Genomic DNA, 13,389 nt, shown 5'->3' with positions numbered 1-13,389 from the left:
CGCGCGCCGCTCACCCGCGAGTCACAGCTGCGCGGCGAGCAGCTCGGCGATCTGAATGGTGTTGAGCGCAGCCCCCTTGCGCAGGTTGTCCCCCGAGACGAACAGCGCCAGGCCACGCCCGTCGGGCACCCCGGGGTCGTGGCGAATCCGGCCCACCAATGAGTCGTCGACGCCGGCGGCATCCAAAGCTGTTGGCACGTCGACCACTTTCACCCCCGCAGCGGCGCTGAGCAATTCTCGGGCCCGCTCGGGTGAGATGGGCCGGGCGAACTCGGCATTGATCGACAGGGAGTGGCCGGTGAACACCGGAACCCGCACGCAGGTCCCGCTCACCAGCAGATCGGGAATGCCGAGAATCTTGCGGCTCTCGTGCCGTAGCTTCTGGTCCTCGTCGGTCTCCCCGGAGCCGTCGTCCACCAACGAACCGGCCAGCGGCAGCACGTTGAAGGCGATCGGCGCGATATAGGTCTTCGGCGCCGGAAACTGCAACGCACGACCGTCGTGCACGAGTTGTTCGGCTTCGTCGATCACCGCGCGTGCCTGCGTGGCCAGCTCCTCGACACCGGCCAACCCACTGCCGGATACCGCCTGGTAGCTCGACACCACCAGGCGCCGCAACCCAGCTTCCTCGTGCAGTGGCATCAGCACCGGCATCGCGGCCATCGTGGTGCAGTTCGGGTTGGCGATGATGCCCTTCGGCCGGTTGCCGGCATCGCGCGCGAAGTTCACCTCGGAGACCACCAACGGCACCTCGGGGTCCTTACGCCAGGCCGACGAGTTGTCGATCACGGTCACCCCGGCCGCGGCGAACCGCGGTGCCTGCACCAGCGACATCGTCTTGCCGGCCGAGAACAGCGCGATGTCCAGGCCGCTCGGATCCGCCGTCGCGGCGTCTTCGACCTCGATCTCCTGGCCGCGGAATTCCAGCTTGCGGCCCTGCGAGCGGGCGGACGCGAAGAACCGCACCGTGCTCGCCGGGAAGTCGCGCTCGTCCAGCAGATTGCGCATCACCTGGCCCACCTGGCCGGTGGCCCCCACTACACCAATTGCGAGCCTATCGGCGCCCATATCTATCGACCCGTCCCCGCATACACCGTGGCCTCCTCCTCGCCGCCGAGGCCGAACGCCTCGTGCAACGCCACGACGGCCTTGTCTAGTTCGGTGTCGCGGCACAGCACCGAGATCCGGATCTCGGAGGTGGAGATCAGTTCGATGTTGACGCCCACCTCGGCAAGCGCCTCACAGAAGGTCGCGGTCACGCCGGGATGGCTGCGCATACCCGCGCCGATCAGCGACACCTTGCCGATGTGGTCGTCGTAGAGCAGCTGGGTGAAGCCGATCTCGTCCTTGAGGGCGTCGAGCTTGGCCACCGCGGTGGGCCCGCTGTCGCGCGAGCAGGTGAACGTGATGTCGGTCTTGCCATCCTCGACCTTGGACACGTTCTGCAGCACCATGTCGATGTTCACGTCGGCCTCGGCGACCGCCCGGAAGACGCGGGCCGCATACCCGGGGATGTCCGGGATACCGACGACCGTCACCTTGGCCTCGCTACGGTCGTGGGCGACGCCGGTCAGAAGGGGGCTTTCCATGGATATGTCCTTGATCGATCCGACAACGACGGTGCCTAGCTTGTCCGAGTACGACGACCTGACGTGCACCGGAAGGTTGTAGCGACGGGCGTACTCCACGCAACGCAGCATCAGAACCTTTGCGCCGCAGGCGGCCATCTCGAGCATTTCCTCGAAGGTCACGGTGTCGAGCTTGCGGGCGTTGGGCACGATGCGCGGGTCGGCACTGAAGATGCCGTCCACGTCGGTGTAGATCTCGCAGACGTCGGCGTGCAGCGCCGCGGCCAGCGCCACGGCCGTGGTGTCGGAGCCGCCGCGGCCCAGCGTGGTCACATCGCGACTGTCCTGGCTTACGCCCTGAAACCCCGCGACCAATACGACGTCGCCCTGCTCGAGCGCGGACTGCAACCGCGTCGGCGTGACGTCGATGATCTTCGCGTTGCCGTGCGTGCCGGTGGTGATCACCCCGGCCTGCGAGCCGGTGAACGAGCGCGCGCGGGCCCCGAGCGATTCGACCGCCATGGCCACCAGCGCGTTGGAGATCCGCTCCCCGGCGGTCAGCAGCATGTCCAGTTCGCGGGCGGGCGGCACCGGGCACACCTGTTGGGCCAGATCCAGCAGGTCATCGGTGGTATCGCCCATCGCCGAGACCACGACGACGACGTCGTTGCCCTGTTTTTTGGTCTCGACGATGCGTTCCGCGACACGACGGATCCGATCGGCGTCGGCCACCGAGGATCCGCCGTACTTTTGTACGACGAGCGCCACTGTTTTCCTGCCTGCCCTTCCACACCCACAGACGTGGTTCAAGTTCACAACAGGATACGTGGCGGCGCATCTTGCTTTTTGACCCGCTAGCGGGTGCCACAGCCTGCGGTTTTGGGTTCGATTGGGCGTAGTTTTCGCCTGGGCACCGATCGCGGTAGAGTTCACAGCGTGCAGCGGGTGCTCCTTCTCGGACGCCGCGACGGGGTCTGATCCAGACCGGCTTCCCGTCGCGGGTGTTCGCGATGCGCCGGTCTGAAGTCCCTTCTGACATCCCCGGAGCAGTTACCGTGACCAACTTTTCACAGCCCGCCAACCCGGACGCATACATCTCAGCCCGCACCGTGACGAAGCCCGCGGGCCCGATCCGACCCGACCAGCCGGCCTGGAATCCGCAGCGCGGCTCGTCCATGCGGGTCAACCGATATCGCCCCTTCGCCGACGAAGTGGAGGCCATCCGGCTCGCCGACCGCACCTGGCCGGACCGCGTCACCAGCCAGGCACCGCTGTGGTGCGCGGTGGATCTGCGCGATGGCAACCAGGCGCTGATCGACCCGATGAGCCCGGCCCGCAAACGCCGCATGTTCGACCTGCTGGTTGCCATGGGCTACAAGGAGATTGAAGTAGGCTTCCCGTCGGCCAGCCAAACCGACTTCGACTTCGTGCGCGAGATCATCACCGACGGCGCGATTCCCGACGACGTCACCATCCAGGTGCTGACGCAGTGCCGTCCGGAACTGATCGAGCGCACCTTCGAGGCGTGTCGCGGCGTGCATCGCGCGATCGTGCACTTCTACAATTCGACGTCAATCCTGCAGCGCCGCGTGGTATTTCGTGCCGACCGGGCCGCGGTCCAGGCCATCGCCACCGACGGCGCGCGCAAGTGCGTCGAAGAGGCGGCCAAGTACCCGGACACGCAATGGCGCTTTGAATATTCGCCGGAGTCCTACACCGGAACGGAATTGGAGTACGCCAAGCAGGTTTGCGACGCCGTCGGCGAAATCATCGCGCCGACGCCGGAGCACCCGATCATCTTCAATCTGCCCGCCACGGTGGAGATGGCGACACCCAACGTCTACGCCGACTCGATCGAGTGGATGAGCCGCAACCTGGCCAACCGGGAGTCGGTGATCCTGAGCCTGCATCCACACAACGACCGCGGAACCGCTGTCGCCGCAGCCGAATTGGGCTATCAGGCGGGTGCCGACCGGATCGAGGGCTGCCTGTTCGGCAACGGTGAGCGCACCGGAAACGTATGCCTGGTGACGCTGGGGCTGAACCTGTTCTCCCGCGGGGTGGACCCGCAGATCGACTTCTCCAACATCGACGAGATCCGCCGCACGGTCGAGTACTGCAACCAGCTGCCGGTGCACGAGCGGCACCCCTACGGCGGCGATCTGGTCTACACCGCGTTCTCGGGCAGCCACCAGGACGCCATCAACAAGGGCCTGGACCAGATGAAGGCCGACGCCGACGCCGCGGACACCGATGTCGAGGACATGCTCTGGCAGGTGCCGTACCTGCCGATCGACCCGCGCGACGTCGGCCGCACCTACGAGGCGGTGATCCGGGTCAACTCGCAGTCCGGCAAGGGCGGGGTGGCCTACATCATGAAGGCCGATCACGGCCTGGCCCTGCCGCGACGGCTGCAGATCGAGTTCTCCCAGGTGATCCAGAAGATCGCCGACGGCGAGGGCGGCGAGGTGTCGCCGAAGGAGATGTGGGACGCGTTCTCCGAGGAGTACCTGGCGCCGATCCTGCCGCTGGAGCGGATCAAGCAGCGCGTCGACGCCTCGGAGGAAGACGGCGGCACCACCCGAATCGCCGCGACCGTCAAGATCAATGGGGCGGAGACCGAGATCAGCGGTGCCGGCAACGGTCCGCTCGCCGCGTTCGTGCACGCACTGGGCGACGTCGGGTTCGACGTCGCCGTCCTCGACTACTCCGAACACGCGATGAGCTCCGGTGACGACGCGCAGGCCGCGGCCTATGTGGAGGCGTCGGTGGGCGGCCGCACGGTATGGGGGGTCGGCATCGCCCCGTCGATCACCACCGCGTCGCTGCGTGCCGTGGTGTCGGCTGTCAACCGCGCATCGCGCGGCTGACAGCGGAGCGGGGCGGGCGGGCTCGCATATGGTCGCGAACCCGGCTCATGATGTCGCCGAGGTGGCCGACGTCGTCGTCTGACAGCCGATCGAACAGCAAGCCGCGTACCACCTCGATGTGCCCGGGTAGCACCTTGGTGAGACGAGCTCGGCCCGCCTCGGTGATATCGACGACGGTCGCCCGTTGATCGTGCGGACTGGCCGCGCGAGCGATGAGCCCCGCTCTCTCTAACAGTCCCGCCTGATGAGTGAGGCCGCTGCGGCTGTAAACCACTCTGTCCGCCAGATCGGTCATGGTCAGTTGGCCGTCGGCGTCGGCGAGGTGGGCCAGTATCTCGAACTGCACGTAGCTGAGATCGCCTTCGGCCTGTAGCTGCTGGCGCACTGCGTACTGAAGCAGGCTGACCGTTTCGGTGAGGGCGAAGTACGTGCGCATCTGCTCCGGCTTGAGTGCTTCGACCATGCCGCGATCGTACTGCTTCGATATCGAAGCAAAGAGACGAAGGCCACAGTGCGCCCGGGGATTGCTTCGACATCGAAACAAGTTACCGCATAGGTAACTGCTTCAATCTCGAAGCAAACGAGGAATGGAGGAGATCATGAAGGCAGTGTTTTACCACCGGTACGGCAGCAGCGAGGTGCTGGAGTACTCCGAAGTCCAGCGACCGACGCCGGGCGCCGGGCAAGTTCTGGTGAAAGTGGCCGGGACTTCGTTCAATCCGGTCGACGCGGGCATCCGCGGCGGCTACCTGTCCGAGGTGTACGAGATCACCTTCCCGCATGTGCCGGGTATCGACGTCGCGGGCACGGTCGCCGAACTCGGTGGCGGGGTAACAGGCTGGAACGTCGGCGACGCGGTCGTGGCGTTGCTTCCGATGGATGCCGACGGTGCCGCCGCCGAGTACGTGCTGGCACCGGCCGAGGCTTTGGCGATGGCGCCGCGCACCGTGGCCCTGGCGGATTCGGCCGCGCTGCCGACCGTCGGCTTGACGGCGTGGCAGGCACTGTTCGAGATGGCGGGCCTGACGGCCGGGCAGACCATCCTGATCAACGGCGCGGGCGGAGCGGTCGGCGGCTACGCGGTCCAGCTCGCGAAGCAAGCCGGTGCCATCGTCACCGCTACCGCATCGGCGCGCAGCGCGGACCGGCTACGTGCGTACGGAGCCGACCGGATCATCGGCTACATCGACTACACGCAGACACCGATCGCCGTCGGGCCGTTTGATGTGGTGCTCAACCTGGTGAGCACCACGCCCGAAGAGACCGAAGCCCTCGTCGACGTGGTTGCCGACGGCGGCTGCTACGTCGGCACCATGACGTCGGGGACGGAGCACCCCGACCGAAACGTGCGTGCGCAGCGGATATTCGTCCGCAGCGACGCCGGGCAGTTGGCCGACCTGGTCAGCCGGGTAGACGCCGGCCAGCTGCGCATCGACGTCGCCGAGCGTCGCCCGTTGAACCAGGCCCCCGCAGTCCACGAAGCCTCGGACACCGGCCGGTTGCCGGGCAAGACCATCCTGTTCCCCGCCGATCGATAACCCGCGACGCGACCCGCTGGGCACAACATGTGCCGAGCGGGTCGCGTACGCAGCGGGTGGATATGGACCTCAGCGAATTCGCCCGGAGGTGCGGGCGCCCACCCGAGTCCAGATCAGCAACACGATCACCGCGCCGATAACCGACCCGATGAGTCCGGCGGGTTGAAAAAAGCCCTCCGCAGCATCCTTGTGGAAGAGCACGTAGCCGAGAAAGCCACCGACGAACGAGCCGACGATCCCTAAGACCATCGTCGTCAGAATCGACATCGGCTGCTTACCCGGAACCAGCAGCCGCGCCAGCGCTCCGGCGATGAGCCCGACGACGAGGAGGGTAACGATAAGTCCGATCATGATGCGAGCCTTTCACTTTGTGCCGCAAGCGGCGTTTCGTACCTGCGTGGCCGAGCGGGTGCCCGACACATCTCCCAGACAACAACCCCAAAGGGTGGTGGCACTACACCCCTAGGGAGGTAAGTTCTACGCCCATGGCCGCTCGCAACGCAGAACCGATCACGGTGGCGCTAGTCGACGACTACGACGTCGTCGTGATGGGAGTGGCCAACATGTTCGACCGATACAAGGACCGCGTCGTCGTCGCCGAACTGGACTCGAACATGTCCCTCGACGACACCGTCGACATCGTCATGTACGACTCGTTCGCACAGCCTGAGTCGGATTACGACGAGATCGCCGAGCTGGCGGCGAATCCCCGTGCGGCCCGAGTCGTGGTGTACACGTGGAACTTTCACCCCGATCTGATTCGCCACGCGCGCGATAAGGGCGCCGACGGTTACCTGTCGAAGGCGTTGCCGGCTCGAGAACTGGTGGCGGCGTTAGAAGCGGTGCATGCCGGTGAGACGGTGATCAGCCAGGCTCCGCCGCGGGCACGCAGCGCACTGGGTCTCGATTGGCCCGGACGCGGTGAAGGGCTCAGTGACCGCGAGGCCGAGATCCTGGCGCTGATAACCCAGGGCAAGAGCAACGCCGAAGTGGCGCGGCTGACGTATCTGAGTCCCAACACCGTGAAGTCCTATATCCGGACCGTTTACCGCAAGATCGGGGTGGCGAGCCGCACTCAGGCGGTGCTGTGGGGAGTCGACCACGGCTTTATGCCGGATCACCATCGCATCGAACACTGGCGCGGCGGCCCCTGATCGCAGCGGTGGCTGATCAGAACAGTGCGAGTTGGTCGTCGGCGCTGGCGGCGTCGACGAACTCCTCCATGCTGGTGCCGCCGATCACGGTGCCCACGCCGGCCATGAACTGCGCGTCGGACACCACCGGCACACCCAGCTGCTGAGCCTGGTAGCCCTTGCCCTGCTCGGGGGCGGCGGCGTTGCACACCACCAGCGAGGTCTCGCGGTCGACGACGTCGGTGTAGGCCAGCCCGGCGTGCAGGATCCGCTCGACGAGCTCCTCGTGGGTGCGCCGCACCTCGGCAGCCAGCGCCACCCGCATGCCCTGGACCAGCGGCCGGCCGCGGACATACGGCCCGGGGTTGAGATAGGGGCACGGCATCCGGGAAGCCAGCGCCTTCAGCGGGCGCAGCTCGTCGTGGGTCACTCGGCCGTTGGGCCAGCGACGCCGGGTGACGGGGCGCACCGGCAGCCAGATGTCGAGTTCGCGGGCCCGCCCCAGCGCGGACGCGAACACACCGGTCAACACCAGGGCGTCGTCGAAGGCGTCGTGCGGCCGTTCCTGCGTCACACCCCAATGCGTGGCGAGGGTCTCCAATCGCAGGTTCTCGACGCCGAGGTTGAGCCGGCGGGCCAGCTCCACCGTGCACATGACGCTGTCCACGGGCAATGCGATGCCGGTGAGTTCGGCCTCCGCGGCCAGGAACGCGTAGTCGAACGCGACGTTGTGGGCCACCAGCGTGCGCCCGCGCAGCACCTCGATCACGTCACCGACGATGTCGCCGAACTGGGGCTGATCCTCGAGCATGGCGGCGGTCAGCCCGTGTACGTGCGTGGGACCGGGATCCACCCCGGGATTGAGCAGGCTGACGACGGACTGCTCGACGCGGCCCTCGGCGTCGAGCCCGAGCACCGCGAGGCTGATGACCCGCGCCTGACCGGGCCGGAAACCCGAGGTCTCGACGTCAATGACGGCCCAACCGGCATCCGGATCGGTCGCGGGCCGGCCCCAGGGCGTCGGATTTGTGGGGCTCATAGACGAAGAATCGCACGTCTGACCGACATCACCGCGCCGCTGCGCGGCCGTGTCGGCGGTTAGTTGGATCTAAGCGGCCACCCTTAAACTGCGCGGGTGGTCACCACCCGCGCACGTCTGGCGCTCGCCGCAGGAGCGAGCGCGCGCTGGGCGTCGCGGATGACCGGGCGCGGCGCCGGCGCGATGATCGGTGGCCTGGTCGCGATGACGCTGGACCGCTCGGTGCTGCGCCAGCTCGGCACGGGCCGGCGCACGGTCATCGTCACCGGTACCAACGGCAAGTCCACGACCACCCGGATGACCGCGGCCGCGCTCGGCACGCTGGGATCGGTCGCCACCAACGCCGAGGGCGCCAACATGGACGCCGGCCTGGTCGCCGCGTTGGCCGCCGACCGTGACGCGGGGCTCGCGGCCCTGGAAGTCGACGAGATGCACGTGCCCCACGTTTCCGATGCCGTCGAACCACGCGTCATCGTGTTGCTCAACCTGTCGCGCGATCAGTTGGACCGGGTCGGCGAGATCAACGTCATCGAGCGCACGCTGCGAGCGGGGCTGACCCGCCACCCGAACGCCGTCGTCGTCGCTAACTGCGACGACGTGCTGATGACCTCGGCCGCCTACAACGCCCCGAACGTGGTGTGGGTGGCCGCCGGCGGCGCGTGGGCGAACGACTCGGTCAGCTGTCCGCGCAGTGGCGAGGTGATCGTCCGCGAGCCGGGCCATTGGTATTCCACCGGCGCCGATTTCAAGCGGCCCAGCCCGCAGTGGTGGTTCGATGACGACACGCTGTACGGGCCCGACGGGCTGGCCCTGCCGATGCGGCTGGCGCTGCCCGGCACGGTGAATCGCGGCAATGCCGCCCAGGCCGTCGCGGCCGCGGTCGCGCTGGGCGCCGACCCCGCGGCCGCCGTCGCGGCGGTGTCGGGAGTGGACGAGGTCGCGGGCCGGTACCGGACCGTGCGGATCGGCCCGCACGACGCCCGGATCCTGCTGGCCAAGAATCCGGCCGGCTGGCAGGAGGCGCTGTCGATGGTGGACAAACACGCGGCCGGGGTGGTCATCTCGGTCAACGGGCAGGTGCCCGACGGAGAGGACCTGTCCTGGCTGTGGGACGTGCGCTTCGAACACTTCGAAGACACTCACGTGGTCGCCGCCGGGGAACGCGGGACCGACCTGGCGGTGCGCCTGGGGTACGCCGGCGTCGAGCACACCCTGGTGCACGACACCCTGGCGGCGATCGCGTCCTGCCCGCCGGGACGCGTGGAGGTCGTCGCCAACTACACCGCCTTCCTGCAGCTGCACCGGGCATTGGGACGCCATGGCTGACACCGGGTCGGTCTCCCACGTGCGGATCGGGCTGGTGTTGCCCGACGTGATGGGCACCTACGGCGACGGCGGCAACGCGGTGGTGCTGCGGCAACGGCTGCGGCTGCGGGGTATCGCCGCCGAGATCGTCGAGATCACGCTGGACGACCCGGTGCCGGAGTCCCTGGACATCTACACCCTGGGCGGCGCGGAGGACTACGCGCAGCGATTGGCCACCCGGCACCTGCTGCGGTACCCGGGCCTGCAGCGCGCCGCGCAGCGCGGCACACCCGTGCTGTCGATCTGCGCCGCCGTCCAGGTGCTCGGGCACTGGTACGAGACGTCGTCGGGAGAGCGGGTGGACGGCGTGGGCATGCTGGACGTGACGACCTCGCCACAGCAGGCGCGCACGATCGGCGAACTGGTGAGCAAGCCGCTGCTGGCCGGGCTGACCCAGCCGCTCACCGGCTTTGAAAACCATCGCGGCGGCACCGTGCTCGGCCCCGCCGCCGCGCCGCTGGGGGCGGTGGTCAAGGGCGCGGGCAACCGGCTCGGCGACGGTTTTGACGGCGTGATTCAGGGCAGCGTCGTCGCGACTTACATGCACGGGCCGTGTCTGGCCCGCAACCCGGAGCTGGCCGACCTGCTGCTGAGCAAGGTGGTCGGCGAGCTGGCGCCGCTGCGACTGCCCGAGGTGGACCTGCTGCGCGGCGAACGACTGGCGGCGCGCTAGTGCCTGTCGTGAAGATCGCTGCCGGCGGCGCGCTGCTCGCCGCGTTCATCGCGTCGTCGGCACCAGCGAACGCCGACCTGGAAGTCCCGAGCGGCCGGTACGACGTGCTCTATCCGGACAACGGCAAATCGACCGCCTGGCTTTTCGCCCCATGCGGATCGGACTGCACCCGGGCGACCTCGCAAGATGGCGGGACCTTCGTCATCAGCTGGGAATTTCACCTGGCCAATGGACGCTGGACGCACAGCGGCACGGCCCAGGCACCGTGCCCGAACGGCGCCTCGGCCCCGGTAACCGTCGACTACAGCTTCGATGCGGTGTCGCTCGCCGGCGAAGCCCAGACCACGGCCTCCGACGGGTGTGGTGCCGAGCCGGGCAAGACCTTCACCAGGCCGTTCCAGTTGAGCAAGGCCTGAGGAACGTCAGACCCGCCCTACCTGGGCGACAAGCTTCCTTATAGGGCATTACCCCACCCTTCCGCTACGCCGACGCGCCCCGCGGCGGCCCGAGAAAGGGTCCCCATGACCAGCACCCCGGATGCCATGGCCGCCGTGACCAAGCCACGCTTCGCCGCCCTTGCGGCGTTGATGGCCGCGGCCGCCGCCGGCTGGGCCGCCGGAATCGCCGGCGCGCACGCCGCCCCGAGCATTCCCGCCCCTCATCTCGTCGCCGGTATGCACGGCGACCCGGCCGCCGCCGCGCCCTACTGGCGCTACCAGCAACAGGACCTCGACTGCGGCGAGATGGCGGTCGCCGACGTGATCGGCCAGGTCAGCGGCCACGAGCCCAGCGAGGACGAGATCACCGTCGCGGCGGAGAACATCCCGAGCGTGGCCCACCCCGGGCCGATCTACCACCCGGGCGGCCGAACCAGCAACCGCGACCTGGTCCCGCTACTGGAGCACTACGCCGTCCACGCCAACGCCGTCCACCCCGACACCGAAGCGCTGGCGATCGATCTCGATCACGGCCGCAAGATCATCGTCGGGGTCAACGACAACGTGATCTGGAACAGGCCCGGCAACCGCACCAAGGAAAACCACTTCGTGGTCGTCATCGGGATCGACTACGACGCCGGTGTGGTGCACCTCAACGACAGCGGCGCCCGCGCGGGCCGTGACGAGCAGGTCTCGATCGCGACGTTCGAAGAAGCGTGGGCCGCCAGCGACAACTTCGCCGTGGTGACCAAGTAGCGAGCTCAGACCATGGACCGGCGGCCGGTGAGCGCGCGGCCCAGCGTCAACTCGTCCGCGAACTCCAAGTCACCGCCCATCGGCAGCCCGGACGCGATCCGCGTGACCGTCAGGCCCGGAATGTCGCGCAACACCCGGACCAGGTAGGTGGCCGTCGCCTCCCCCTCGGTGTTGGGATCGGTCGCGATGATCACCTCGGTGATGTCCACACCGTCAACCCGCTCGCCGATGCGGCTGAGCAGCTCGCGGATCCGCAACTGATCGGGGCCCACGCCGGACAGCGGATCCAGCGCGCCGCCCAGTACGTGGTAGCGACCGCGGAATTCGCGCGTGCGCTCGACGGCCTGGACGTCCTTGGGCTCCTCGACGACACACACCAGCGAACCGTCCCGGCGCGGATCGCCGCAGATCCGGCAGCGCTCGTCATCGGACACGTTGCCGCAGACCGCGCAGAAGCGGACGCCGTCGCGGACCTTCGCCAGCACGGTGGTGAGCCGGTCGATCTCCGGCGGCTCGACCGACAACAAGTGAAAGGCGATGCGCTGCGCGCTCTTTGGCCCGATACCCGGCAGCTTGCCGAGTTCGTCGATCAGGTCCTGGACCGGTCCCTCGAACATCTAGAAGGTCAGAGCCCCGGTATCTGAGTCGGTGGGGCCGGCGGCGCCGGCGGCGCGCTCAGGCCGGCGGTCAGCGATCCCAGCTGCTCCTGCGCCATCTTGGTGACCTGCTTGGAGGCGTCCACCATGGCGCCGACGATCAAGTCCTGCAACGTCTCGACGTCCGAGGGGTCGACGACCGAGGGATCGATCTTGACCGCGACGACTTCACCACTGCCTTTGACGATTGCCTCGACCAGCCCGCCGCCCGCCTGACCGCGGATCTCGGCGTTCGCGAGCAGTTGCTGAGCTTCCATTAGCTTTTGTTGCATCTGCTGCGCCTGAGCGAGCAGCGCCGACATATCGCCTCCGGGTTGCATGACAATCCCTTCGCATCTTGGTCTCGAGTTGGTTTCGCCTGTGGATGTCGGGCGATTCGAAACACCCAGCGTAGACCGCGCGACGTTACCTTTGCGCCGTGGACCAACGAGTGAGCAGGCGTGTCGGCATCAAGACGGCGATCAGCATGCTGGTCGCCGCATCGACCCTGATCGTGCCGACCGCGACCGCGACCCCATCCAACATCGCCGGGATGGTCGTTTTCATCGATCCCGGCCACAACGGCGCCAACGACGCGTCCATCGGCCGGCAGGTCACCACCGGCCGTGGCGGCACCAAGGATTGCCAGACCAGCGGCACCGCGACCAACAGCGGTTACCAGGAACACACCTTCACCTGGGACACCGCGCTGCGGGTTCGCGCCGCACTGACAGCACTCGGTGTCAGGACCGCCCTGTCCCGTGGCAACGACAACGCCCTCGGACCGTGTATCGACGAGCGCGCAAACGTGGCCAACTCGTTGCGGCCCAACGCGATCCTGAGCATCCACGCCGACGGCGGTCCACCGTCCGGGCGCGGATTCCATGTCAACTATTCGGCCCCGCCGCTCAACCAGGTGCAGGCCGGACCGTCGGTGCAGTACGCGCGGATCATGCGCGACCAGATGCAGGCCGCCGGTATTCCGCCGTCCACCTACATCGGCCAGGGCGGGCTGTACGGACGGTCCGACCTGACCGGCCTCAACCTGGCGCAATATCCCGCGATCCTGGTCGAATGCGGCAACATGAAGAACCCGGTGGATTCGGCGCTGATGGAGTCCCCGGATGGCCGGCAGAAGTACGCCGACGCACTCGTGCGTGGCGTGGCGGGCTTCCTGGCCACCCAGGGCCAGGCGCGCTGACCGCGGCGATTCCGCGATTTCGGGTAGCGGCGATGCCGTCCACCCGGTAGCGTTGACCACAGTTTGCGGGCCTCTGATCTGGGGCAGTCAGGAAACCAGATCGCTTGCGGCCCTAGCGGTTTCGCGGTGTGGTCCGCTGCGCTAAAACTCGCGGCTAACACATCGCTAACATCA

Annotated in this window: 15 protein-coding genes; 8 read left to right on the top strand and 7 right to left on the bottom strand. The window is 67.7% G+C overall.

The window, feature by feature from the left end:
- Positions 1 to 21: 21 nt before the first annotated feature.
- Together AAHS21_RS08390 and AAHS21_RS08385 are read right to left on the bottom strand one after the other, a co-directional pair.
- Positions 22 to 1,068: an aspartate-semialdehyde dehydrogenase gene (locus AAHS21_RS08390; protein ID WP_342927226.1), complete on the bottom strand. Its 1,047-nt coding sequence runs from the start codon at positions 1,066 to 1,068 to the stop codon at positions 22 to 24.
- Between the two features lie 2 nt (positions 1,069 to 1,070).
- On the bottom strand, positions 1,071 to 2,336 hold the full coding sequence (locus tag AAHS21_RS08385; RefSeq protein WP_096290444.1) for an aspartate kinase: 1,266 nt from the start codon (positions 2,334 to 2,336) through the stop codon (positions 1,071 to 1,073).
- A gap of 242 nt (positions 2,337 to 2,578) precedes the next feature.
- Here AAHS21_RS08385 and leuA point away from each other — a divergent pair, with 242 nt between their 5' ends.
- Positions 2,579 to 4,438 (top strand): 2-isopropylmalate synthase, encoded by a 1,860-nt coding sequence (leuA, locus tag AAHS21_RS08380; protein WP_342927225.1) that lies wholly within the window; start codon positions 2,579 to 2,581, stop codon positions 4,436 to 4,438.
- On the opposite strand, the gene AAHS21_RS08375 is transcribed toward leuA, so the two are convergent.
- Positions 4,416 to 4,901 carry a MarR family transcriptional regulator gene (locus AAHS21_RS08375; protein ID WP_342927224.1) on the bottom strand — a complete coding sequence of 162 codons (486 nt, stop codon included), beginning with the start codon at positions 4,899 to 4,901 and terminating at the stop codon, positions 4,416 to 4,418. The genes leuA and AAHS21_RS08375 overlap by 23 nt on opposite strands.
- Before the next feature lie 136 nt (positions 4,902 to 5,037).
- On the opposite strand from AAHS21_RS08375, the gene AAHS21_RS08370 reads away from it, so the two are divergent.
- Positions 5,038 to 5,976: an NADP-dependent oxidoreductase gene (locus AAHS21_RS08370; protein WP_342927223.1), complete on the top strand. Its 939-nt coding sequence runs from the start codon at positions 5,038 to 5,040 to the stop codon at positions 5,974 to 5,976.
- Between the two features lie 69 nt (positions 5,977 to 6,045).
- On the opposite strand, the gene AAHS21_RS08365 is transcribed toward AAHS21_RS08370, so the two are convergent.
- A complete protein-coding gene (locus tag AAHS21_RS08365; protein WP_342927222.1) occupies positions 6,046 to 6,327 on the bottom strand; it encodes a GlsB/YeaQ/YmgE family stress response membrane protein in 282 nt (93 codons plus the stop codon).
- 134 nt (positions 6,328 to 6,461) lie between these two features.
- Here AAHS21_RS08365 and AAHS21_RS08360 point away from each other — a divergent pair, with 134 nt between their 5' ends.
- Positions 6,462 to 7,130 carry a response regulator transcription factor gene (locus tag AAHS21_RS08360; protein ID WP_342927221.1) on the top strand — a complete coding sequence of 223 codons (669 nt, stop codon included), beginning with the start codon at positions 6,462 to 6,464 and terminating at the stop codon, positions 7,128 to 7,130.
- 16 nt (positions 7,131 to 7,146) lie between these two features.
- On the opposite strand, the gene AAHS21_RS08355 is transcribed toward AAHS21_RS08360, so the two are convergent.
- Entirely contained in the window at positions 7,147 to 8,148 is a 1,002-nt protein-coding gene (locus AAHS21_RS08355) for a DEDDh family exonuclease (protein WP_342927220.1), read from the bottom strand.
- Between the two features lie 96 nt (positions 8,149 to 8,244).
- On the opposite strand from AAHS21_RS08355, the gene AAHS21_RS08350 reads away from it, so the two are divergent.
- The 4 genes from AAHS21_RS08350 to AAHS21_RS08335 all read left to right on the top strand — a co-directional run bounded on the left by AAHS21_RS08350 (position 8,245) and on the right by AAHS21_RS08335 (position 11,379).
- Positions 8,245 to 9,474 carry a Mur ligase family protein gene (locus AAHS21_RS08350; protein WP_342927219.1) on the top strand — a complete coding sequence of 410 codons (1,230 nt, stop codon included), beginning with the start codon at positions 8,245 to 8,247 and terminating at the stop codon, positions 9,472 to 9,474.
- Entirely contained in the window at positions 9,467 to 10,186 is a 720-nt protein-coding gene (locus AAHS21_RS08345; protein WP_342927218.1) for a type 1 glutamine amidotransferase, read from the top strand. The genes AAHS21_RS08350 and AAHS21_RS08345 overlap by 8 nt, the downstream gene beginning before the upstream one ends.
- Positions 10,186 to 10,602 carry a hypothetical protein gene (locus AAHS21_RS08340; RefSeq protein ID WP_342927217.1) on the top strand — a complete coding sequence of 139 codons (417 nt, stop codon included), beginning with the start codon at positions 10,186 to 10,188 and terminating at the stop codon, positions 10,600 to 10,602. The genes AAHS21_RS08345 and AAHS21_RS08340 overlap by 1 nt, the downstream gene beginning before the upstream one ends.
- Positions 10,603 to 10,707: 105 nt before the next feature.
- Positions 10,708 to 11,379 carry a C39 family peptidase gene (locus AAHS21_RS08335; protein WP_342927216.1) on the top strand — a complete coding sequence of 224 codons (672 nt, stop codon included), beginning with the start codon at positions 10,708 to 10,710 and terminating at the stop codon, positions 11,377 to 11,379.
- A gap of 5 nt (positions 11,380 to 11,384) precedes the next feature.
- Here AAHS21_RS08335 and recR read toward each other — a convergent pair whose 3' ends face one another.
- Positions 11,385 to 11,996 (bottom strand): recombination mediator RecR, encoded by a 612-nt coding sequence (recR, locus tag AAHS21_RS08330; protein ID WP_342927215.1) that lies wholly within the window; start codon positions 11,994 to 11,996, stop codon positions 11,385 to 11,387.
- Positions 11,997 to 12,004: 8 nt separating this feature from the next.
- A complete protein-coding gene (locus AAHS21_RS08325; RefSeq protein WP_096290456.1) occupies positions 12,005 to 12,355 on the bottom strand; it encodes a YbaB/EbfC family nucleoid-associated protein in 351 nt (116 codons plus the stop codon).
- A gap of 98 nt (positions 12,356 to 12,453) precedes the next feature.
- On the opposite strand from AAHS21_RS08325, the gene AAHS21_RS08320 reads away from it, so the two are divergent.
- Entirely contained in the window at positions 12,454 to 13,215 is a 762-nt protein-coding gene (locus AAHS21_RS08320) for an Rv3717 family N-acetylmuramoyl-L-alanine amidase (protein ID WP_243394203.1), read from the top strand.
- The last annotated feature ends 174 nt before the right edge of the window (positions 13,216 to 13,389 follow it).

The organism is Mycobacterium sp. 050272, assembly GCF_039023525.1.
In the GTDB taxonomy this organism is placed as follows: domain Bacteria; phylum Actinomycetota; class Actinomycetes; order Mycobacteriales; family Mycobacteriaceae; genus Mycobacterium.
Note: the sequence above shows the minus strand (reverse complement) of the source record. Positions and strands in the feature narration are given on the sequence as shown.

What these genes read in the sequence shown, in the direction of transcription:
- AAHS21_RS08360 (WP_342927221.1), top strand. Translation starts at nt 6,462, where the DNA reads ATGGCCGCTCGCAACGCAGAACCGATCACGGTGGCGCTAGTCGACGAC.
- AAHS21_RS08325 (WP_096290456.1), bottom strand. Translation starts at nt 12,355, where the DNA reads ATGCAACCCGGAGGCGATATGTCGGCGCTGCTCGCTCAGGCGCAGCAG.
- recR (WP_342927215.1), bottom strand. Translation starts at nt 11,996, where the DNA reads ATGTTCGAGGGACCGGTCCAGGACCTGATCGACGAACTCGGCAAGCTG.
- AAHS21_RS08355 (WP_342927220.1), bottom strand. Translation starts at nt 8,148, where the DNA reads ATGAGCCCCACAAATCCGACGCCCTGGGGCCGGCCCGCGACCGATCCG.
- AAHS21_RS08375 (WP_342927224.1), bottom strand. Translation starts at nt 4,901, where the DNA reads ATGGTCGAAGCACTCAAGCCGGAGCAGATGCGCACGTACTTCGCCCTC.
- leuA (WP_342927225.1), top strand. Translation starts at nt 2,579, where the DNA reads ATGCGCCGGTCTGAAGTCCCTTCTGACATCCCCGGAGCAGTTACCGTG.
- AAHS21_RS08365 (WP_342927222.1), bottom strand. Translation starts at nt 6,327, where the DNA reads ATGATCGGACTTATCGTTACCCTCCTCGTCGTCGGGCTCATCGCCGGA.
- AAHS21_RS08390 (WP_342927226.1), bottom strand. Translation starts at nt 1,068, where the DNA reads ATGGGCGCCGATAGGCTCGCAATTGGTGTAGTGGGGGCCACCGGCCAG.
- AAHS21_RS08345 (WP_342927218.1), top strand. Translation starts at nt 9,467, where the DNA reads ATGGCTGACACCGGGTCGGTCTCCCACGTGCGGATCGGGCTGGTGTTG.
- AAHS21_RS08335 (WP_342927216.1), top strand. Translation starts at nt 10,708, where the DNA reads ATGACCAGCACCCCGGATGCCATGGCCGCCGTGACCAAGCCACGCTTC.
- AAHS21_RS08370 (WP_342927223.1), top strand. Translation starts at nt 5,038, where the DNA reads ATGAAGGCAGTGTTTTACCACCGGTACGGCAGCAGCGAGGTGCTGGAG.